We start from the raw sequence: 20,516 nt of genomic DNA, 5'->3' as shown, positions 1-20,516 counted from the left end.
TTTTGCGTCCACCCATCGACGACGCTTGGAGGCTCAGCAGTGGATCAGGAAGACGTGACGTCGGACACACCGAAGGACGCGACCAAGGCGACCCCGGAGCAGCGCGAAGTTCAGGAGAAGCTCGACCACAAGGATGACGATCCGGATGCGCCGGCACGCACTCAGACCCACCATCAGATCCCGGACGAGAACTGACCGGCTTCAACTTTCAGCAAACCAAAAACATCGACAGCCGACGCTTCAGCGCCACACCGGCCAGATATTTCCCCTCAATAACGGTTTGCTCCGACATTCAAGTACTTAATGAATTCGCTGGACGGATAACTCTGATGCTACGAATTCCGTTGGCGCAGATCGTCGACACACACGAGGTCACCCCCGCGCCCGGGCACCGTAGGCGCCGCCACAGGCCCTTCCGATGCGGAACCCGTTGCCCTATCTATTGACATTGCTGTTAATAGGTGGTCGTGAAGCTTGAACCTACGGGAAAGTCGTGCAGCCACCAGCACCGGATGTAAACCATCGGCCGCGTGTCCGAGACCCCTCCGGATCTTTCGGCGTGAAGCCTTCGCGCCGCTGCAGGCACTGGCGGCATGCATTCAACAATGAATTACATCAATGATATTTGTCGGTCTCGATTTTCACTCTGCACACATTTGTCACGCAGATTTCAGCAAAATAACACTACCGTTCGTCTGCACGGCGTACGGTATCGCCGACAGCAGACCAATCAGGAGGGACGCGCATGCGCGGCAAATTCATTTTCACAGCGGCCGTCGCCGCTGCCGGTCTCGCCACGGCGCTGGCGGCACCGGCTCTGGCACAGGACGCCAACGAGATCTTCATCTCTGCACTGGACAGCGAGGGCATCCCGTACTCCAGCGCCGACAACGCCATCCAGCTCGCGGGCGCGGTGTGCGAATACGCCGCGGCAGGGCAGGACAAGACGCAGATCGCTCTCGAGATCATGGGACCCGCCGGGTGGTCTCCGGAGCAGAGCGGCTTCTTCGTGGGCGCCGCGACGCAGTCGTACTGCCCCTAGGCGCTCTCGACGCACGATTCGGTCACGACCCCGAGGACACCCGCACAAGTGTGTCGTCGGGGTCGTGTCATGTTCAAGCTCGATGACGATCGCGCAAGCGGGAGAGGCGATTTCGGCGCAGCTCACACACGCAGCGCGGTGAAAGGTTCAAAAGGCAGAATTCGCAACACAAACCAGACCACGACAACGCCGAGGGTCACCTGCGCAGCCCAGCGATGGTGTTGCCAGGAATCGATCTTCCGATCGACGATACGGCTGTACGTCCAGATGGCGAATGCGACGATCAGCAGTCCCAGCGCGACCAGCGCCAGGGCGTTGAAACGCAGTGCGGACGCGAAGTCGCCATGGAGCACCGAGTAGATCATCCGCAACGTGCCGCACCCTGGACAGTCAATTCCCAGAAAGGCTTTCGTCGGGCATTCCGGCAGAATCCCACCCGGGGTGGTCGGATCGCCGATCAATACGGCCACGCACGCGCAAGCCGCCACGGCGCCCACCAACAGTGGGCCGCCGAGGCGGACAGGCGCGAATTGCGGTACTGCCAAAAGAGATCAGTACGACGACGAAGTATCGAAGTCCATGCTGACGGCGCCCAGTGCGATCAGGATGCCGTAGATGACGACGAAGATGACCCAGGCGACGACGCTCCAGATCGCCCACTTCTTGGCGGCGGCCGAGGAAGCCTGCGCCTCGGCGTAACGGCCTTGTGCCCACAGGCCGTTGACCTGTGCTGCCTTGACGATCGACACGACGCCGAACGGCAGACAGCAGAAGATCGTCGTCAGGATTCCGAGCACCAGGTTCGAACTCGGTGCTGCGCCCGCCGGCTGCTGCGGGGGGAAGCCGCCACCGCCGGCGGGCGGCGGAGGCGGATAGTTACCGGGCGGCGGTTGTGTCATGTCGACTCCCTCAAAGGCCATGTGATAGCTCAGAAAAGCGAGCTAAGGGTACCCGACAAGATCAACGCAGAAGTGGCAAATTCACGCTGTTCAGAGATTTTTACCGCGCGGTTCCGCGGTCGTTGGGCCGACCTGGGAGATCCGTGGCCTCCGACACCCGCTCACGTGGCCGGAAATGCGCGAACCAGCAACGCGTTCAACGCTCCTCGCGTCCCTCGATGGGCATTCGCTTGCGCAGACTGTCGTAGATGGGCTCCGAGCGCAGAACCCGGGCGGCCAGCACCGCGGACGCCGTGGCCGCCAGCGTCGGCAGCACCAGAGACACCGTCGCCGTCATCTCCATGACGATCACGATCCCCGTCAGCGGGGCGCGGACGGTCGCGCCGAAAAAGGCTGTCATCCCGACGATCGCCAGCGGAATCGCCAGGAACGTCGTGTCTTCCGGCCACACCGAGGAGAAGCATCCCGCGACCACGAAGCCCCACAGTGCGCCGACTGCCAGTAGCGGTGCGAACAATCCGCCGGGTACCGCCGCCGAGTAACTCAGCGGTCCGGTAAAGAACCGCGCGGCAAGCAATCCCGCGGCGGTGAGCAGAACGAACTGGTGCCCGCCGAGCACCATCTGCGTCAGGCTGTCGCCGTCGCCCACCGTCAGCGGCGCAAAGCACAGTGCGGCTCCGACGAGAGCTCCGATCACCGTTGCCTTGACCGGATTTGAGATCTTCGGGACCGCGGCAACGCGGTCGGTCAGCCAGAGGATCACGACGTTGTAGCCGGCGCCGAGAACTCCGGTGAGCAGTCCGAACACCACGAACAGCGGTAGCCAGGCCAATGGTGGTCCGGGGACGGGGCCCACCTCGAAATCGGGATGGTTGCCGAGGACGAGTCGCGAGGCCAGCACCGCGGCGACGGCGGCGAAAATCGTCGCCAGCACGGTTCGCACCCGCAGGGACTTCGTGACTTCTTCGAGCGTGAACAGCACGCCGGCGATGGGCGCGTTGAAGGCGACGGCCAGCCCGGCCCCTCCGAGAGCTGCCTGCATCGCACGGGCGTCCCGATCCGGCAAACGGGTCCGCTTCGCGGCTTCGGCGCCGACAGTGGCGCCCATGTGGACGGTCGGTCCTTCGCGGCCGAGGACCATGCCAGAACCGATCGCGAGCACGCCACCGAAGAACCTCGCCGGAATCACGTTGAGCCGCGGCGCGCGGGCCTCACCGAGGAAGACCGCCTCGAGGTGCGGTATGCCGCTGCCGACGGCGAGGGGTTCCCACCGAACCAGCAGACCGGCGACAGTGGCGCAGACGGCGACGACGACGATCGGGATCAACCATCCCGGCCCCGGCAACCCATGCGACCAGCCGACAAGGTCGGCGCGGAGGTCTTCGGCGGCACCGAGACACCACCGAAAGACCGCGCCGATGAGGCCGATCAGGACGCCCGCTGCGGCGGCGGTCGCGCAGACCAGCACGGTGGCGCGGACCGACTCTCCGCGATTCCCGCCACGAACAGGCACGAGTGTCGTTCTCCTTCACCACTGGATGGCCGGGCCTACAGTTTCGCGCATACACCACCGCCGCGTTCGCATCACAGGAGGCCGATCAGTGAACACCGCCGCCCCGGGCCCGGCGCCGGACTATCCGCAGATGGCCGCCGCCCGCGGACGCGTCGAGCCGGCCCCGCGCCGGGTGCGCGGCTTCCTGGGGCACCAGCTGGTTTTCGACACCACGTCGGCACGCTACGTGTGGGAGGTGCCGTATTACCCGCAGTACTACATTCCGCGCTCCGACGTGGTCGACGGGGTGCTGCGTGACGACGAGCACCCGCTGCGTGTGCAGTTCGGCGCGGCGCGCAGGTTCTCGCTGGCCGGTGACGGCGGGGTGGTGGTCCCGTCGGCGGCTCGTGTGTTCGATGACGACGCCGGCGCGGTGGCGGGCTTGGTGCGCTTCGAGTGGAACTCGCTCAGCTGGTTCGAGGAGGACGAGCCGATATTCGGGCATCCGCGGAATCCGTACGCCCGGGTCGACGCGCTGCGGTCGCACCGCCACGTCACGGTCACCCTGGACGGTGTCACGCTGGCCGACACCCGAAGCCCTGTATTGCTGTTCGAAACAGGTTTGCCGACAAGGTATTACATCGACCGCACCGACGTCGCGTTCGAACACCTGGTGCCGACGGATACGGAAACGCTCTGCCCGTACAAGGGAGTGACGTCGGGCTACTGGTCGGTGCGCGTCGGCGACACCGAGTATGCCGACCTCGCCTGGACGTACGAGACTCCGCTACCTGCCGTCGGGCCGATCACAAACCTGGTCGCGTTCTACAACGAGAAAGTCGACATCAGGGTCGACGGCGTGGAGGTGCCCAGGCCCCGGACCCACTTCAGCTAACGACGATCGGTGATGTCGGCGTACTCCGGATGCTTGTCGATGTATTCGGCGACCATCCAGCAGGTCGGCACGATGCGGAGCCCGTCGGCGCGGGTGGCCTGCAGTGCGGCGGCGACGAGAATCGTTGCGAGCCCACGGCCCTGGAACTCGGGCAGCACCTCCGTGTGCGGGAAGGTCCGCTTGCCGTCACCGTCGTGGAAGTCGGCCAGCCCGACAGCGCGGCCTTCGACCTCGATGACGAATCGTCCGGGTTCTCGAGTGACCGTGGTCGGGGCGCCAGAGCGGTCGGGAGGTGTCTCGATGGTCATGGCTCCACGATAATTGCGGATTCGACCGTCTTCTCGAAGTAGACCCGGTGGAAGCCCTCGTCGATGCGCCGGTCCACTTCGCGGTAGCCCAGATGCGGATACAAGGACAGATTCTCGGTCATCGCGGCGTTCGTGTAGAGGCGGACGTGCCGCAGCCCGGCATCGCGTGCCTGCTGCTCGGCGTAGCCCAGCAGCAGCTTGCCCAATCCGCGCCCCTTCTGCCCTTCGGCCACCGCGACGCTGTCGACGAAGACGTGGTCGGCAGTGATGGCGATGACCAGCACGCCGACGGTCTCACCGGAGTCGATGAGGACGTGGACGTGATCGGTCTGGTTCACCGCGTTGCGGTAGTCGACGGTCATCGGGGCGGGCTCACGGCCGATGCGGGCGACGTACGGCGCGTAGGCCGCCGCGACGATGCGCTCGATGTCGTCCACATCGTCGATGGTTGCCGCGCGGACACCGTCCACGAACGCCAACCTACGTCACGCCGGCAACAGCCCGCACCTGAGGTTGGAGCGCTTACGCAAAGTTGTTGTGGTCGGGAGATTTTGGGCGGCACCGACGCGTGCACTACTGCTTGTGAAAGCGATACCAGGCCACGATGTAGATGCCCATCGCCGAAACGAGCGCGATGAGGACCCACAGCACGATCGCCTGGTCGATCCACGCACCGGGCGGCGGGGCGCCCGGCAGGATGTTGCGCAGCGGTACGACCGCGAACAGCATCGCGGCAAACCAGGTGCACAGCGGCGGCAGGAATTGCCTTTTGCCCCTGATCGTTTCGATGGCCACGATCATGGCCATCGCGGGCAGCGCGATGAGCACGAGACAGACACCCAGATCGAACGCCAGCGTTCCGCGGTGCCGGCTCAGTGTGATGACGGAAGCCTGCGGATCGGAATCGGTCTGCTGTACATCGATATTCCAGCCCTCGACCTGTCCGCTGAACCGGATCTCGGCGGGTTGTACGGTGCGATCGTCCCCCGAGCCGATCAGGACATCGGCGGTCAACGGTTTGGTGGTGTAGGTGTCGAACGGCCAGCGGTCGGCGTCACCGTCAGCCTCGATCGTCGCGTCGATGCTGGCCGGAGTCTGGCCTTTGGGGAACTTCAGCTCACCCTGATCGACCCACGGGTACAGCCGCACGGCGATGTCGGTGTTGAGCACTTTGAGCGTCGGGTCGAGGAACTTCTCGGGCGCGATGAGCAACACCGAGATCTCGAGTTCGTTGTTCATCGTGTGAATCGCATCCATGTCGATCGAGACGACAGGCTCAGCCGCAGGGGTCGGATCGAACTCCGGCAGTGCCGGATACGAGTTGCTCACGAAGTAGTACCCGACGAGCGAGGCGATGTAGATCAGCCCGACAATGGCAAGGCTTGAGGTTATTCGGAGACGTGAACGAAGGCGACGGCGATCATCAGGCACCGTGGGGATGTTAGCTGCACACATCAGTTCGAGCGATCGTTCCGCGCGATCCCCTCACGTGTCAGGCCGGAAGGAAGCGGCGCGCCGCACCCGCGAGGGGCGACGGAGTGATTCGCCAGAACTCGTCATCGGCGACATGCCACGCGTATCGAGGCGTGTCGCCGACGACGAGATTGCACAGCGCGGGAAGGCCCAGTTGGTCGGCTGACCACCGGTAGAGCGATCGCAGCCTCGGCTGGATGACGCCGATGTCGAGGGCGTGCCCGAATCCGTGCTCGATCGCGATGTAGTTGCCGACGTCGTCGCCGAGCGGATACCGATCCGGAAGAATCCGGGCCAGCGACAGGAAGATCCCGGTGAATCCGACACGCGGGTCGCCGACCGGGCGACCCAGCGGCGCAAGCCATCCCAGGGCCAGTGCGGGTGCTGACACCATCGCGTGCGCAAACAGCACCCGCATGAGCACGACGTTCAAAAAGAACCGTTCGACGCGTCGTTCGGCCACCGCAAGGGATTCGTTCGCAAGATAACCCGCGACGACGCTGGTGTTGTGCGCGAGGTACCAACTCCGGGCGTTCGGCCGCTGGATGAACTCGAGGTGCGCGGCCGCGCCGGCGTTGGTCGGCGACCCCGAGTACCCGAACGCGAGTGCACGCGCTTCCGCGGTGTCACGCAGGAGGCTTTCGTTCACGGCGCGCCACCACTGGCTTCCGGGGTGCGGATCGTCCGGCGGGTTCAGCAGGCCCCGCTGCAATTGCCAGCCCATGAACGCCGACGCCGCCCTCCGGTAAGGCAGGTAACCGCGATCTACATTTCGGGGTACCTGGTACATCTGTCGCAGCAGCGCAAGCCGACCCTCGGGATCGTCGCGGACCCGGGCTACCGCATCCGCCGCGCGCTCGGCGGCACTAGCGGAGGGCACTGGCCGATTTCCGGTGCATGCCCGAATTCTGCCAGTGGCTGGCCGAGACGCAACGTCTGTCACCGTGTTGTCGTCGTCGCGAAGGCGTCCGTCGCTGAGAAGTGCCGGGCACTAACCGATTTCGCGATCCATCCGACGAGCGTTCGGCCGTACGCTGACGAGATGCACCGCGTCGCCCACATCGATGGTGACGACTTCTGCGTGCGGCCGCGAGTCGAACGGAACCGCGAGCAGACCGTGGAAATCGGCGGTATCGACGAATGTGTGCGCCCGGGCGAACAACGATTGCACGTCGAAAACGCGCACCCGCAGCTTCTCACGGCTGAGCCTGCCGAGCTCCCTCCCGGATTCGGGATCAGTGATCAGCCGGCCTGCGCCTGAATACACGGCGAACACCATCCCGGGTACCACTCCGGCTTCTGCGCCCCTGTTGATGACGAGCGTGTAGTCGTCCTCGATCAGTGCGACCTGTCCGGAGATCGTCGGCTCACTCACGAAGCCGCCAGGGAATTGCTCTCTGGCGGCGGCGAAGTCGACGCCGGACCCGCCTGGATGCGCGGGCGCAGACCGTAGTCGTCGACCGATACCGGCTCATCGATGTGGGTCGCATAGTCCTGTTCGGTGCCCAGGGTGAGCTCCACGGCAGTCTTCGCCTGGAACAGCGCGATCACAGCCTGCTGGTGACGCTCCGAGCCGAAGGTGTTCAGCGCCAGGGTCAGCTTCCTGTCGACGTACCCCATCGACCGTGCGAGCTCGGAAGAGTCGATGTGCGGGGTCGCATCGCCGCTCTGCCTGCTGTACCAACGATGTCCGAGTGCGCCGATGGTGATGGACGAGACGGGCACAACCACGATGGCGCAGATCAGACCGGCGGTGCCCGACAGCGCGATCGAACCGACAACTCCCGAAAGCATCACGACGGCGACCACGAACAGCAGCCGAACATGGGCAGGCACGCGCTCGATGGCGCGCCACCCGTGTGCGGCGGCGCGGCCGCAGAAACGGGCCAGTGCCGCGACAGATCTGGCGAACGACTTGGTGGCAGCGGCGGCTGCCGTGGCGGCGACTCGCCCGAGGTCGTCAACCTGCTGGCGGCTGACCGGGGACTTCGGCATCGACCACGCGCGTTTGGACGTCGGAGCAGCGGTTTGCTCCCCCGGCGGCGGCTCAGGTAGCGAGTTCCCGTCGATCACATCAGTATCAGCAACCACATCCGTATCATCCCCCGCGCGGCTCTCGATCCCGCCGAGGGCGCGCCGAGCCTCTACGACCGGAGCACGGATATCGAGTTGTCCGCGACGTTCACCGCCCACACGGTGCCGATAGACGGATCCGCGGCGACGGTTTCCGGGCTGCCGCCGACGGGCACGGTCGGCACTGGCGTCGACTGGCGGCTACATGACCGGGCCGGCACGTCGGCACACCCATCGCTGCACCGCCTCCGACGGGATGAACGCCAGGTAGAGCAGCACCATCGCGGGCGAGAAGAACCCCACCGCGACGGTGACCATGATCGCAACGTGGAGCGTCACGCCGAGCACGATCACCGTCGGCCGGCATCGTCTTACCCAGATGAGGATCCCCAGCAGGAGTTCACCGAACAACACCGCCCAGGTGCTGACGTTCATCAACAGCGGACTGTCCACGATCACAGTCGGCACACGCAGGATGAGCATGTCGTCGAGACGCAACGCGTACGACACCGCCGTGCCGTCCGGCCACTTCTCCCCCGTCATGCGTGCGGCGAAGGTCGCCACGTAGACCACGGTGAGCTGAATCTGCAACAGTCGCAACGGCCATGGCGCACGGGTCTGGGCTGACCAGAACGACCCGGTGCGGCGCCGTTCGTCGAAGGAGAGCGCAGCGCCGGACGGCGCGAGGGCGAGGATCAGGGCCTCCACCCGCAACAGCACGTCTCCTGCGTTGAAGATCAACGGGTTTCGGTACTGGAACGACAGGATGAGGACGAAGACGATCACCGCCGCTGCCCGGCTGTGCCAGCCGGCCGCGAGTGCGATCGCGGACACCACCAGCACCATCCAGCCGGTCAGGACCGCACGGTCGTCGGCTCCGTGACTGAACACGCCCCACTCGAACGGATCGGCTCTCGGGCGGACGAGCACTCCGGCCGGGGGGAAGAAGTCGTCGAGATCGGGGTGAAGCGTCAGCGCCCAGACGACGATCGTGGCGCCGAAGGCGACGCGAACCGCACCGAGGACGTACAGCGGCTCGGGCTGAAACCAGAAGGCGCGCCATGCTTTTGCAGCCATGCCGCCCGCGAGGTTCATCGCCGCGCCATCACGAGGTGCGCAGATCGCTGCGGTACAGCGTTCGAACCGAAACGTCTGTGGGGCGATCGTCACCGGGTGCGCGTAAAGGTCGGCTGCGCACCACGACCTCGACGTGCACGGGGCGATCGCCCGGAGCGGTCACTTCGCCTACCGCCCAGCGCGCGAAATCCGGCACGGCATCCTCGTCGCGGATGAGCTGTTCTTTCAGCTTCTGCCAGCGGTACCACTGGAACGACGCGATCGCCGGATCGTCGCGGTCGGAGGTCCAGGTGCGCTCGGTGTCGTCAGCCAGCGTGACCCGGACTTCCAGCGTTTCGAGCACGGAGATCGGATCGGGACCGTACATCGTCCATTTCTGTTGCAGTCCAGTCGATTCGGCGATCGGACGCAATACTTCGACGAGACCCCGCCTGACGGGAGAATCCGGCAGATTCCAGGCGACGCCGATCAACACCACCACACTGGCCACGACGCTGATCAGGCATTCGCCAGACGCCGAGCGCTCGAAACGAACTCCGAGCGCGGTCAGCGCGGCCCGCACCGTCATCCGAGCCGGTTACGTCGCCAGCCCAGGAAACACACGAACCCCATCAGCAGCGCGCCGACGAACGTGGTCGTGAGCATCAGTTGGTCGTTTCGTCCCGAGCCGTTCGGGGATGCATTTGATCGAATCTCCGGAGCGACGAATGGATTGACTTTTGGCACGGTGTTCCGGTCGCCGTGGATCCGCGCGACGGGAACGCCGCCGGCCAACGTTTCCAGCGCCGTCGGTGGCACCAGGCGCGGGACGGGAGGCGCTGCCGTCCATGGTCCCGCCGACGGCGTCAACGCCGCCCAGACCGTCGTCGGTGCCACAGTGGCGAGCGCAGGCGGCCACGTCGTTACGGGAGCCACGGTGACTTCGGGCGGTGCAGGCGTCGCGATCATCACGCTCGGATCCACCGAGGTCGCGGCCGAACCCGGTCCACCCGACGACCCTCCGGAGCCGTCGCCGCCGGTCGCACCCGTGCCACCGGTCGTGCTCGTATCACCGGTGGTACTCGTATCGCCCGTCGTGCTCGTGTCACCGGTCGTACTCGCATTTCCGGTCGTACTCGTGTCACCCGTGGTACTCGTGTCACCGGTCGTACTCGTATCACCGGTCGTGCTCGTATCGCCCGTCGTGCTCGTGTCACCCGTGGTACTCGTATCGCCGGTCGTGCTCGTATCACCGGTGGTACTCGTATCGCCCGTCGTACTCGTGTCACCGGTCGTGCTCGTGTCGCCGGTCGTGCTCGAATCCCCCGAGGTCGTGTCCCCGGAGGTACTCGAGTCCCCCGACGTACTCGAATCCCCCGACGAACTGGAATCGCCCGATCCGTCGTCACCCGGCTGGTTCGTCAGCACGATCCGCGGCCGGACCTCCTCGGTCACGTCGAGCAGGTTGGCGCACACGGCGAGCCCGGCCACCATCAGTACCGCACTGCCCACCCGACCGGACAGTTCCCATGATCGACGCATTGCTCCGCCCCCGGCTTATTGCGTATTCCCCACGACAAGCGACTTCGAGCAGCTCTTGGGAGAGTTGCCGCATTCGCTCGTTCTTACCCGACAGCCTACTGCCAGAGCGCCCGCAGGGACCAGACCGCAGAGCGCCGCGATCACCGCCTACCGCCCAGCTCGCGGCTCCGCTCGCGTGACAACGCATGATGTCGACGGCCGTCAACACTTGCTACGTTGCTTCCAAGCGACCGGCGAGGAGGCCTTCAGATGAACGCGGTGCGACAGAAGCTGCAGCAGGTGTCCGAATCGGCGCGGGCGGTCAAGCGCCTCATCGACACCGGCATCGTCGACCTGACCGATCTCAGGTCATCGGTCAACACGGCGAAGCTCTCCCGGATCTACGGCCCGCAGGCCACGATGACGATCCAGGGTGGACGTAAGTACGCCAGCCTGCCCGCCGTCGTCGACGAACGCGGGACCTTGACCTACAAGCAGGTCGACGACCAGTCGTGGGCGTTGGCCAACGGTCTGCATCAACTCGGCGTCGTGGCAGGGTCGGTGGTCGGCGTGCTGTGCCGCGATCACCGCGGTCTGGTGATCACGATGGCCGCGTGCGGCAAGCTCGGCGCGCGGATGGTGCTGATGAACACCGGCTTCGCCAAGCCTCAGTTCGCGGAGGTGTGCCAGCGCGAGAACGTCGCCGTCGTGCTGCACGACAGTGAGTTCCTCGGACTTCTGGACGCGCTGCCTGCCGACATGCCGCGTGTGCTGACGTGGGTGGACGAGGGCGCCGACGTGCCGGCCGGAGTCCCGGCGCTCGACGACATCGTCGCCGCGAACTCGACGCAACCCCTGCCGCCGCCCGAGAAGCCGGGCGGCTCGGTGATCCTGACCAGCGGCACGACCGGGCTGCCCAAGGGTGCGCCGCGCGACAGCGTCTCGCCGCTCGCGACAGCGCAGATCATTGACCGAATTCCGTTCCCGCACAAGGGAACAATGGTCATCGTGTCCCCGATCTTCCACAGCACCGGGTGGGCCACCTACACCGTGGGCGCCGCGTTCGGCAACAAGGTGGTGACCTCGCGGCGGTTCAACGCCGAGAAGACACTGGACCTCATCGCCACGCACAAGGCCGACATGCTGGTTGCCGTCCCGACGATGTTGCACAGGATGGTCGAGCTCGGTCCCGACGTGCTCGCCAAGTACGACACGTCCTCGCTGAAGGTCATCCTGATCGCCGGTTCGGCTCTGAGCCCTGAGCTGTCGAACCGGGTGCAGGACGCTTTCGGCGATGTCCTCTACAACATGTACGGCTCCACCGAATGCGCAATCGCCAGCGTCGCAACGCCTTCCGAGTTGCGCGCCGCTCCAGGCACGGCGGGGCGCGCACCCATCACCTGCGAGGTGGTCCTCTACGACGAGAACGACCAGCGCGTCGAGGGCCGCAACAAGCGGGGGCGCATCTTCGTCCGTAACGGCGCGCCGTTCAAGGGTTACACCGACGGCCGCCACAAGCAGATCATCGACGGTTACATGTCCAGCGGTGACATGGGCCACTTCACCGACGACGGGCTGCTGTTCGTCGACGGACGCGACGACGACATGATCGTCTCCGGCGGAGAGAACGTTTTCCCGCAGGAAGTCGAGAACCTGATCGAAGCCCGGCCCGATGTCGCCGAGGTCGCGGTGGTCGGCGTCGACGACGTGGAATACGGAAAGCGGTTGCGCGCCTTCATCGTTTCCGAACCTGGCGCCACCAAGGACGCCGCGGAGATCAAACTTCATGTGAAGGAGAACCTGGCGCGCCACAAGGTTCCCCGCGACGTCGTGTTCGTCGACGAATTGCCGCGCAACGCGACTGGGAAACTGCTGCGGCGGGTACTGGTCGAGATGGACGTCGACAGCTGAGCCCTCACAGGCAGTCCGGACATGTGTGAGCGGGAAGCAACACGAATGTCCACGTGATGTTTCGAATCGGCAATACAAACTGGGAAACCTGCCGGGGACAACCCTTCCCCGAAAGGTTCCCCATGTCTTATGTGAGTCCGACCGAGTTCGTCGGCAAGATGATCGATGCCGGCGAGTCGAAAGCTCTCATGTCCACCCGCGACATTCTGATCCGCGCCTTCATGGCCGGCGCCATCCTCGCGCTGGCGGCGGCGTTCGCGGTGACCATCACCGTGCAGACGGGCAACGCCCTGCTCGGGGCGGTGCTGTTCCCGGTCGGCTTCTGCTTGCTGTACCTGCTCGGATTCGACCTGCTGACGGGCGTTTTCACGTTGGTTCCGCTGGCGATGCTGGACAAGCGACGAGGTGTCACGTTCGGCTCGATGATGCGCAACTGGGGCCTGGTGTTCGTCGGCAACTTCGCGGGCGCGATCGTCGTGGCGTTGATGATGGCGATCGTGTTCACGTTCGGCTTCAGCGTGGACCCCAACGAGGTGGGCCAGCGACTGGGCGAGATCGGCCACAGCCGCACCGTCGGATACGCCGAGCACGGCGCGGCCGGCATGTTGACGTTGTTCATCCGCGGCGTGCTGTGCAACTGGATGGTGTCGACCGGCGTGGTGGCGGCGATGATGTCGACCAGCGTCTCGGGCAAGGTCATCGCGATGTGGATGCCCATCATGCTGTTCTTCTACATGGGTTTCGAGCACTCGATCGTCAACATGTTCCTGTTCCCGTCGGGCCTGATGATGGGCGGCGACTTCTCCATCGGTGACTACCTGGTCTGGAACGAGATCCCCACTGTCGTCGGCAACCTCGTCGGCGGTCTGACGTTTGTCGGCCTGACGCTGTTCGCCACGCACGCCCGGACCGGCGACAAGCGCCTCGTCGAGTTGCCCACCGAAGACCGCTCGCTGGTCAGCGCCACCAACGGGAGCGCCCGATGACCCCGATCATGCCGAAAAACGAAGCCGCAGCTCTGGTTACGGCAGCACGCATCCGAAAGAAGCTGAGCTGGAAGGATATTGCCGACGAGATCGACGCACCGCCGGTGTGGTGCGTGGCCGCGCTGCTCGGCCAGCATCCGATGGAAGCGGCTCAGGCCGATCGCGTCTGCGCCCTCCTCGATCTCGACGCCTCAGTGGCCGAAAGCCTGCAGCAGCAGCCGAGTCGCGGGCTCGATCCGGCGCTGGCATCCGATCCGACGATCTACCGGTTTCAGGAGGCGCTCGCCGTGTACGGCCCTGCGCTCAAGGAGCTGATTCACGAAGAGTTCGGCGACGGCATCATGAGTGCCATCAATTTCAAGGTCGACATCGCCCGCCGCGAACACCCCGACGGGGACCGGGTGGTCGTCACGTTCGACGGAAAGTTCCTCGACTACCGGTGGTGACGGAACGTGCGGTCACCCTTTGTTCCGCAGAACTGTCGCCTCCATCAAGCGCTGCAAGCCGCGGGTGGCCGATTTGCCGAGGGCGGCAGCTGTCCGTTCGACGGCACCGGGGGGTGCCGGCGGACGCGCGCTGACGTCATCACCGACGGTGACCGTTCCGGGCGTCGCGACGTCGGCGTAGACGCCGAGGAATCGGTTCGTCCGCTCGGCCAGTCGGCGTGTGAGTGCCTTGTCGAGGTCGATCTCGGGCTGCGGGCGGGTCGGGACCACGCACCGGATCGTCGGGTTGGTCACGGACAAAACGGCAGTCCCGAAACGAATCTCGCCGCCGACCCAGGCAGACTCGGGAAATGCGTCGCCGTCGTTGTCGATGTCGATGTCGATCAGCACATTCGGCCGGAACCGGCGAACGTCGTAGGGCGCCCCGTCGGCGGACAGGTTGCGCAGGCTCGCCGTGCTCAGAACGTGCACGGGGCTGAGGTCGACGAACGTCCCGGGCGGCGTGGAATACCTTGCCAGCGTGACCATTTGGCGCGTCGTGAACACCGACGTGTCGGGCAGGTCCTCGCTGTCACCCAGGCCGAAATCGCTGCGAACCTGCGGGGCGGCGAAGTTGGCCAGCGATGCCTGCAGAGACATGCGGTGCTCAGTGGTGTCTTTCACCGGCGGCAGCGACACCAACCGCATCTCCCGGCCCACCAGTTCGCTGAGCGCCGCATTGACGCCGGGATCGCCGCCGTCGAATTCCCGGCCGTCGGGCATGGTGATGACGACCGCGGCCGCGTTGCCGGGCCCGGCGTCTTCGCCCGGTTCGACGGCGTACCGAGCCGAGCACTGCAGCAGCGCTGGGACTCTGCGCGCCGAGGCCGTCACGCCCTTCTCCACGTCGCGCACCGCCCACAGCCGGTCTGCGTGCACCCCGCGACGATCAATGCGCAGGCGTTCGACACGGGTGCCGCCCATCGACTTGACCGGATAGCGCCACAGTTCGACGACCTTCATGCGGCCATTGCACCACCAGTCGGCGGCCGAGCGCTATGGTCCGCTACTCGACCTGGCTACTCGACGATGAAGACCGGGATCAGGCGATCGGTCTTGGTCTGATACTCCGCGTACGGCGGATAGGCCTCGACCGCGAGCTTCCACCAGTGCTCACGCTCGTCACCCTCGATCTCGCGGGCCGTCATGGTCGCGACCTTGTCGCCGTCCTGCACCGTGACCACAGGGTTGGCCTTGACGTTGTGGTACCAGAGCGGATGCTTGGGGTCTCCGCCCTTGGAGGCGACCATGGCGTAGCGCCCGTTCTCTTCGACGCGCATCAGCGGAACGTAGCGCTTCGCGCCGGACTTGGCGCCGGTGGTGGTGAACAGGACGACAGGGCGGTCCAGGACCTCGACGCCGTCGGTGGTGCCCTGTTCGAGGATGCGTTCGGTCTGGTCACGGACCCAGTCAGTCGGGCTCAGGTGCGGTTGCTCAGTCACGGTCTGATCAATGGCGCGGGGTGGCGATGTATTCCCGCCGACGATTAGCTATCTTATCGTTACCTTATTTTTCCCTTACCTTTCTTAGGAACGCGTGTACCGTCTGGGAAAGCAGTCGAGCAAAGGAGCCACGATGCGATCCACGAACGCCACCCCCGTCGTCCTCGTCAACGGCGCTTCCGGAGCCATCGGAGCCGAGATCGCGCGACAGTTCGCCCGGTCGGGAGCGCACGTCGTGGTGAACTGCGCCGACTCCGACCGCGCAGCCGAGGTCGCCGATGCGATCCGTGCCGCCGGCGGCCTGGCGACACCGCTCGCCGCGGACACGTACGAGGAATTGGACACGGCAGCCTTGATCGCCTCGATCGGCGCACGCTTCGGCCGGCTGGACGCTGCGATCCTCACCGCATCGGAGGCCCCCGGCCGCAGCGCCAGGGCTCTGCGGCGGTTCGCCGAGCTGGCGTTGCCGCTGATGCCGGCGGGTGGCTACTTCGCCTTCGTGACCAACCATCAGGCGCACTTCTATCCGAACAAAGCGGTGCCGATGGGCTACACGACGGTGGCGGCAACCATGCGTGCCGGCGAGACCGCTCTGTATGCGATGCGGCCCCAATTCGCCGGTGCCGGTGTGCGATTCAGTGTTGTCACGGGCGATATGTACGGTGACACGACGGCAGTCGCGACCGCCGTCGTCATGGCGGCCACGACGGTCAACCCGGCGGGTGTCGTGTGCGTCGGCAGCGCCGACTATCTGATGACGGCGTAGTCGCGTCTGCGCGCAGGTCGGATTTATCCAGTGGACACCCACTGGACAATCAAATCCATGACCGGGCACCGCATCGAAGGCTTCAAGCTGTTGAACTTCGCGTCGCAGATCGCCGACAACGCGATCGAACAGGCGAAGCAGACAGCAGCGATGCCGTTTGTGCACCCTCACGTCGCGTTGATGCCAGATGCTCACAGCGGCAAGGGCTCAGCGGTCGGGACCGTGATTCCCACAATCGACGCGGTGATCCCTGCTGCCGTTGGTGTCGACATCGGCTGCGGGATGATCGCTGCCCGAACGGTATTCACCGCCTCCGACATCGCGGGACGCGACCGAGCGGCTCTGCGCAAGGCGATCGAGGACGTCATCCCGCTCTCGCCCGGCAACTACAACAGCGATGTTCGCGGGGGCGCCTGGGGGAAGCACACCGACGAGCGCATCGCCGCGCTGGAAGCTCTGGCCTCGCCGGGTGATGACGGTGGGGATGGGACGCACCGCAACGTCGACCTGTCACATTCCCCGAAGTGGCGCGAGCAGCTCGGATCCCTCGGCGGCGGAAACCATTTCATCGAACTGTGTCTCGATGAAGCCGATCGGGTGTGGATGTTTCTGCATTCCGGTTCGCGGGGCGTGGGCAACAAGATCGCGCAGAATCACATCAGGTCGGCCCAGCAGTTGTGCCGGCGTTGGTGGATCGACCTGCCGAACGCCGACCTCGCCTATCTGCCGCAGGGCACGCGCGAGTTTTCGACGTACCTGCGGGAGCTGAACTGGGCGCAGCGATTCGCCCTTGAGAACCGCGCCGAGATGACGGACCGGTTCCGGTGGGTGCTGGCCGAGTGGATGGGCGTCGGCGGCGATGCCGCCATCGAGGTAGAGCGGATCAACACGCACCACAACTACACGCGCAAGGAGACTCACGCGGGTAAGTCCGTGTGGTTGACGCGCAAGGGTGCGATCGACGCTCACGAAGGCGTGCGAGGAATCATTCCCGGCTCGATGGGGACCCGCTCCTACATTGTTCGAGGGAAGGGCAACGCCGCCGGCCTGTGCTCGGCTCCGCACGGGGCGGGACGCCGCTTCTCGCGCACCCAGGCCCGAAAGCGGTTCACCGCCGACGATCTGGCTGCGCGCATGGCCGGTATCGAGTACCGCCACGGCGACGAATGGGTCGACGAGATCCCGGACGCGTACAAGGACATCGACCAGGTGATGGCCGATGCCTCCGAGTTGGTCGAGATCGAGCACACGCTACGGCAGGTGCTCAACGTCAAGGGCACGTAGCGCCGACCGCGCCCGGCTCCGGCGAACCTGTTCGCCGGAGCCGGGCCGCGGTCTAGCCTTGATTGATGGCCCGCATCCGCCGATCCGCCGCGGTGCTGGGACTGTGCCTGGCCGCGTTGACAATCGGACCTGCTGTGGCCACGGCCGATCCAGCTACGGTGGATCCATCGAAGGCCGATCCGGCTCCGTTCTTCCCTGCCCCGTCATTCCCGGCGCTGCCGTTACCGAACCTGCCGATCCCGGCAGGCCTGCCTCCATTCCCCTACCCCGCAGACGTCCCGATGGTTCAACTGCCGGCCGACATCCCGGCCGTCGCGTTCCCTTCTGCGGTGCCCCCGGTCACGATGCCCGCGGACATTCCGACGGTGCCGTTGCCCGCCGACATTCCACCGATCCAGCTGCCGGCACCGATTCCGCCGGGCCTGATGTAGCAGCAAGAGGCCTGAGCTTCCGAGCGGACTCACACGCTTCTGGATTTGCTCAATGCGCCCGGCATTAATGGCACAAACTTGCAAATGGCACATTGCTGCCAAATATGTAACAACCCTCGAACGCGGCGCTCAGGCTCGTGATGCTTATGCCGTCGTCACCCACATTTCGTGCCGCGCTCACCGTGTCTACCGCAAATTCGCTTCCCATTCTTTTTCGCAATATGGACATTTGCTGTAACGCCAGGGAAACATCTGGGTTCCCACACTGAGCGACGATCGGCACCGCGTGCGCCTGGTGGATGTATCATCGTTTGTACTGTCTGAGCCGATTTATTTGCGAAAGTTGCTTGCGCAACTAAATCTTTGTGCTGTACTTACGCCCGTGAAAATAAGTAGCTGGGCAGCAACAGCCCTTGCAACCCCCGCAATCGCGACGGGTGTCTGCATGTGGACGGCCACCACCGCACAGGCAGCACCGGACGACACGAACGCCAGCACCAGTGCCGGCCCGTCCACCAGCAGCGACGACTCCGAGTCCAAGGCCTCGGCGTCATCGGACAGCGAATCCCGGTCGACGACGAAGTCAACCCGCGCCGCCAAGAACTCGAAAGAGTCCGACGACAGCGATGATTCCGACGCCGCCGATCGCGACAAAGACTCCGAGTCGGTCGCCGATTCCGAGGTGGACGACACCGACGTCGACGACACCGAGGTGGACGACGATGGCGACGAGGCCGGGCCCGGCACCGTTCCGGCCAGCACCCGCGCCAACTCCGCGGAGACTCTCGTGACCCTCGATGTCGACGACGACGAAGAGGACGACGTCGACGCGCCCGCCGACACCGACACCGTCGACCTCGCGCTCGAGCAGATCACCGACGCGCGCGAGGATCTGAAGGAAGCGACCTGGGACAGCGGCAACTTCCTGGCCGGACTGGCCTCGCTGCTTCCGCAGATGTGGCTGGGCGGTGCCCACGCTTCGCTGGAGCGCTGGCAGCTCAATCACTCTCTGCTGCAACAGCAGTACGCCGACACCGCGGAGAACACGTTCGCGCACTGGATCGCGGGGCAGCGCATCGAGGCCAGCATCCAGCGGACGATCCGCGTCCAGGATCAGCTCGAAGCGGCCGAGAAGTTCCTGCCTGTGGTCGGACTCTTCGGCCCGCGCGCAGAAATGGCTGCGATCGCCGAGCTCATCAACCAGGCATCCGACAACGGTCTCGTCTACCAGATCCTCGATGTCTACATGGAGGACTCGAACGGGATCCCCAGGGTCAACCCGATCATCAAGCTGTCGATCAACGGCGGAGACTACGTCAACGTCCTTCTCGACACCGGTTCGTACGGCCTCATCATCAACCCGCAGGTGATCGGGCTCGAGAATCTCGGCCCGATCGTCGGCCACGGGGAAGGCTGCTACGCGGACTGCTCAACCCCGTACGAGTACGACGTCTACAAGATCCCGGTCTCCGTGGATGAAGACGTGGACAGCACGCCGACTCGCATCCAGGTGGTGACCCTCAACACCTGGTACGCGCTGTCCGAGACCAACTCCGACTACGAGGGCATCCTCGGCATCGGGCCGAACTCCGGAGGTCCCGGAACGAGCAACCCGCTGGCGGGGCTGCCCGGACTCCTCGGCAACGGCATCCTGATGGACCCGCGCCGCAACCGCGCGATCCTCGGCCCGAACCCGTACGCCGCCCGCGTCACGCTCGACGGCGCACCGATCAACACACTGCGGGTGAAGATCGGGGACTACGACGAGCAGGTCATCGAAACCTGGATCGATTCGGGCGGCCTCAACGGAACTATCGCGGGCTCGCTCGTCGATGGCGCCACGAGCCTTCCCAACGGCACGTTGATCACGGTGTACACCGAGGACGGCGACAAGCTGTTCTCCTACCGCACGTCAGGCAAGGACACGCCGGCCATCGACCAGGACGCCGAGAACGCGATCCTGGGGTCCACACCCTTCGCCGTGACGCCGATCTACACCGATTTCACCAACGGCGGACGGCTCGTTTTCAACTACGCGTAAACCGCAACGCGGCGCCGGACTTCATGTCCGGCGCCGCGTCTGTTTTAAATACTCTGGGCTGCAACGGAATTGCGTCCCATCTCTTGTGTCCAACCACCTCAGGGTTCCTGCGACAACGATCTGGCCCATATTCGGCAGCGTATTGCTTTGCCGTAGACCATCATTCAGGAAGGAGCGTTCATCATGACTCGCCTCATCGCCGCGGTCGGGGTGAAGGTGAGCAGACTCCGATCAAAGCGCTGGACCGCCCCGACATAGGACACAAGACGCCAAGCGTTTGCCGAAACGGCCTTCCGCCGGGGAAATTTACTATTCGGCCAATTCCTCAAGCGCTCACAGCGTTCTCGAAGGTGTCGGCGCGTACCCCCAAATCTTCACGTCGACGCCGCCGACCGGGCTAGCGTTGGTCTG

The 20,516-nt window shown here is 65.1% G+C and carries 24 protein-coding genes; 10 read left to right on the top strand and 14 right to left on the bottom strand.

Going from position 1 to position 20,516, the window contains the following annotated elements:
- Positions 1 to 39 precede the first annotated feature (39 nt).
- Positions 40 to 195, top strand: coding sequence for a hypothetical protein (locus P9A17_RS15305; RefSeq protein WP_278039482.1), 156 nt, complete (start codon positions 40 to 42; stop codon positions 193 to 195).
- 550 nt (positions 196 to 745) lie between these two features.
- Entirely contained in the window at positions 746 to 1,042 is a 297-nt protein-coding gene (locus tag P9A17_RS15300; RefSeq protein WP_278039481.1) for a DUF732 domain-containing protein, read from the top strand.
- 122 nt (positions 1,043 to 1,164) lie between these two features.
- On the opposite strand, the gene P9A17_RS15295 is transcribed toward P9A17_RS15300, so the two are convergent.
- The 3 genes from P9A17_RS15295 to P9A17_RS15285 all read right to left on the bottom strand — a co-directional run bounded on the left by P9A17_RS15295 (position 1,165) and on the right by P9A17_RS15285 (position 3,454).
- Positions 1,165 to 1,587: a DUF2752 domain-containing protein gene (locus tag P9A17_RS15295; RefSeq protein ID WP_278039480.1), complete on the bottom strand. Its 423-nt coding sequence runs from the start codon at positions 1,585 to 1,587 to the stop codon at positions 1,165 to 1,167.
- A 6-nt stretch (positions 1,588 to 1,593) separates the two neighbouring features.
- A complete protein-coding gene (locus P9A17_RS15290) occupies positions 1,594 to 1,941 on the bottom strand; it encodes a CD225/dispanin family protein (RefSeq protein ID WP_278039479.1) in 348 nt (115 codons plus the stop codon).
- 196 nt (positions 1,942 to 2,137) lie between these two features.
- A complete protein-coding gene (locus tag P9A17_RS15285) occupies positions 2,138 to 3,454 on the bottom strand; it encodes a ClC family H(+)/Cl(-) exchange transporter (protein ID WP_278039478.1) in 1,317 nt (438 codons plus the stop codon).
- A gap of 130 nt (positions 3,455 to 3,584) precedes the next feature.
- Here P9A17_RS15285 and P9A17_RS15280 point away from each other — a divergent pair, with 130 nt between their 5' ends.
- Complete coding sequence (locus tag P9A17_RS15280; protein WP_278039868.1) at positions 3,585 to 4,328, top strand: DUF427 domain-containing protein; 744 nt, start codon at positions 3,585 to 3,587, stop codon at positions 4,326 to 4,328.
- Here P9A17_RS15280 and P9A17_RS15275 read toward each other — a convergent pair.
- The 9 genes from P9A17_RS15275 to P9A17_RS15235 all read right to left on the bottom strand — a co-directional run bounded on the left by P9A17_RS15275 (position 4,325) and on the right by P9A17_RS15235 (position 10,780).
- Positions 4,325 to 4,636 (bottom strand): GNAT family N-acetyltransferase, encoded by a 312-nt coding sequence (locus P9A17_RS15275; RefSeq protein ID WP_278039477.1) that lies wholly within the window; start codon positions 4,634 to 4,636, stop codon positions 4,325 to 4,327. The genes P9A17_RS15280 and P9A17_RS15275 overlap by 4 nt on opposite strands.
- Positions 4,633 to 5,106, bottom strand: coding sequence for a GNAT family N-acetyltransferase (locus P9A17_RS15270; RefSeq protein WP_278039476.1), 474 nt, complete (start codon positions 5,104 to 5,106; stop codon positions 4,633 to 4,635). The genes P9A17_RS15275 and P9A17_RS15270 overlap by 4 nt, the downstream gene beginning before the upstream one ends.
- Positions 5,107 to 5,209: 103 nt before the next feature.
- Positions 5,210 to 6,067 carry a DUF4436 domain-containing protein gene (locus P9A17_RS15265; RefSeq protein ID WP_278039475.1) on the bottom strand — a complete coding sequence of 286 codons (858 nt, stop codon included), beginning with the start codon at positions 6,065 to 6,067 and terminating at the stop codon, positions 5,210 to 5,212.
- 61 nt (positions 6,068 to 6,128) lie between these two features.
- On the bottom strand, positions 6,129 to 6,989 hold the full coding sequence (locus tag P9A17_RS15260) for a hypothetical protein (protein WP_278039474.1): 861 nt from the start codon (positions 6,987 to 6,989) through the stop codon (positions 6,129 to 6,131).
- 111 nt (positions 6,990 to 7,100) lie between these two features.
- Positions 7,101 to 7,484 (bottom strand): hypothetical protein, encoded by a 384-nt coding sequence (locus P9A17_RS15255; RefSeq protein WP_278039473.1) that lies wholly within the window; start codon positions 7,482 to 7,484, stop codon positions 7,101 to 7,103.
- Positions 7,481 to 8,200, bottom strand: a complete 720-nt coding sequence (locus P9A17_RS15250) for a hypothetical protein (protein ID WP_278039472.1) — start codon at positions 8,198 to 8,200, stop codon at positions 7,481 to 7,483. The genes P9A17_RS15255 and P9A17_RS15250 overlap by 4 nt, the downstream gene beginning before the upstream one ends.
- A gap of 183 nt (positions 8,201 to 8,383) precedes the next feature.
- Positions 8,384 to 9,259, bottom strand: coding sequence for an HTTM domain-containing protein (locus P9A17_RS15245; RefSeq protein WP_278039471.1), 876 nt, complete (start codon positions 9,257 to 9,259; stop codon positions 8,384 to 8,386).
- 28 nt (positions 9,260 to 9,287) lie between these two features.
- Positions 9,288 to 9,827 carry a hypothetical protein gene (locus P9A17_RS15240; RefSeq protein WP_278039470.1) on the bottom strand — a complete coding sequence of 180 codons (540 nt, stop codon included), beginning with the start codon at positions 9,825 to 9,827 and terminating at the stop codon, positions 9,288 to 9,290.
- On the bottom strand, positions 9,824 to 10,780 hold the full coding sequence (locus P9A17_RS15235) for a hypothetical protein (protein WP_278039469.1): 957 nt from the start codon (positions 10,778 to 10,780) through the stop codon (positions 9,824 to 9,826). Before P9A17_RS15235 ends, P9A17_RS15240 begins: the two co-directional genes overlap by 4 nt.
- A 249-nt stretch (positions 10,781 to 11,029) precedes the next feature.
- Between P9A17_RS15235 and P9A17_RS15230 the strand changes: the two genes are divergently transcribed.
- The 3 genes from P9A17_RS15230 to cynS all read left to right on the top strand — a co-directional run bounded on the left by P9A17_RS15230 (position 11,030) and on the right by cynS (position 14,102).
- Positions 11,030 to 12,670, top strand: coding sequence for an acyl-CoA synthetase (locus tag P9A17_RS15230; protein ID WP_278039468.1), 1,641 nt, complete (start codon positions 11,030 to 11,032; stop codon positions 12,668 to 12,670).
- A 122-nt stretch (positions 12,671 to 12,792) separates the two neighbouring features.
- Complete coding sequence (locus tag P9A17_RS15225; protein WP_278039467.1) at positions 12,793 to 13,656, top strand: formate/nitrite transporter family protein; 864 nt, start codon at positions 12,793 to 12,795, stop codon at positions 13,654 to 13,656.
- Entirely contained in the window at positions 13,653 to 14,102 is a 450-nt protein-coding gene (gene cynS / locus P9A17_RS15220) for a cyanase (protein ID WP_278039466.1), read from the top strand. Before P9A17_RS15225 ends, cynS begins: the two co-directional genes overlap by 4 nt.
- 12 nt (positions 14,103 to 14,114) lie before the next feature.
- On the opposite strand, the gene P9A17_RS15215 is transcribed toward cynS, so the two are convergent.
- Positions 14,115 to 15,104 (bottom strand): MOSC N-terminal beta barrel domain-containing protein, encoded by a 990-nt coding sequence (locus tag P9A17_RS15215; protein ID WP_278039465.1) that lies wholly within the window; start codon positions 15,102 to 15,104, stop codon positions 14,115 to 14,117.
- Positions 15,105 to 15,160: 56 nt separating this feature from the next.
- The gene (locus P9A17_RS15210; protein WP_278039464.1) at positions 15,161 to 15,583 is read right to left on the bottom strand and encodes a nitroreductase family deazaflavin-dependent oxidoreductase; all 423 of its coding nucleotides are present in this window, start codon (positions 15,581 to 15,583) and stop codon (positions 15,161 to 15,163) included.
- Between the two features lie 133 nt (positions 15,584 to 15,716).
- Between P9A17_RS15210 and P9A17_RS15205 the strand changes: the two genes are divergently transcribed.
- From P9A17_RS15205 to P9A17_RS15190, 4 genes are all read left to right on the top strand, one after another.
- Complete coding sequence (locus P9A17_RS15205) at positions 15,717 to 16,349, top strand: SDR family NAD(P)-dependent oxidoreductase (protein ID WP_278039463.1); 633 nt, start codon at positions 15,717 to 15,719, stop codon at positions 16,347 to 16,349.
- A gap of 57 nt (positions 16,350 to 16,406) precedes the next feature.
- Positions 16,407 to 17,633: an RtcB family protein gene (locus tag P9A17_RS15200; protein WP_278039462.1), complete on the top strand. Its 1,227-nt coding sequence runs from the start codon at positions 16,407 to 16,409 to the stop codon at positions 17,631 to 17,633.
- A gap of 65 nt (positions 17,634 to 17,698) precedes the next feature.
- Entirely contained in the window at positions 17,699 to 18,064 is a 366-nt protein-coding gene (locus P9A17_RS15195) for a hypothetical protein (protein ID WP_278039461.1), read from the top strand.
- 445 nt (positions 18,065 to 18,509) lie between these two features.
- A complete protein-coding gene (locus P9A17_RS15190; protein WP_278039459.1) occupies positions 18,510 to 20,105 on the top strand; it encodes a PecA family PE domain-processing aspartic protease in 1,596 nt (531 codons plus the stop codon).
- The last annotated feature ends 411 nt before the right edge of the window (positions 20,106 to 20,516 follow it).

The sequence above is a fragment of the Mycobacterium sp. 236(2023) genome (assembly GCF_029623955.1).
In the GTDB taxonomy this organism is placed as follows: domain Bacteria; phylum Actinomycetota; class Actinomycetes; order Mycobacteriales; family Mycobacteriaceae; genus Mycobacterium.
The sequence above is the reverse complement of the archived record's forward strand: the minus strand, read 5'-3'. Positions and strand labels throughout refer to the sequence as shown.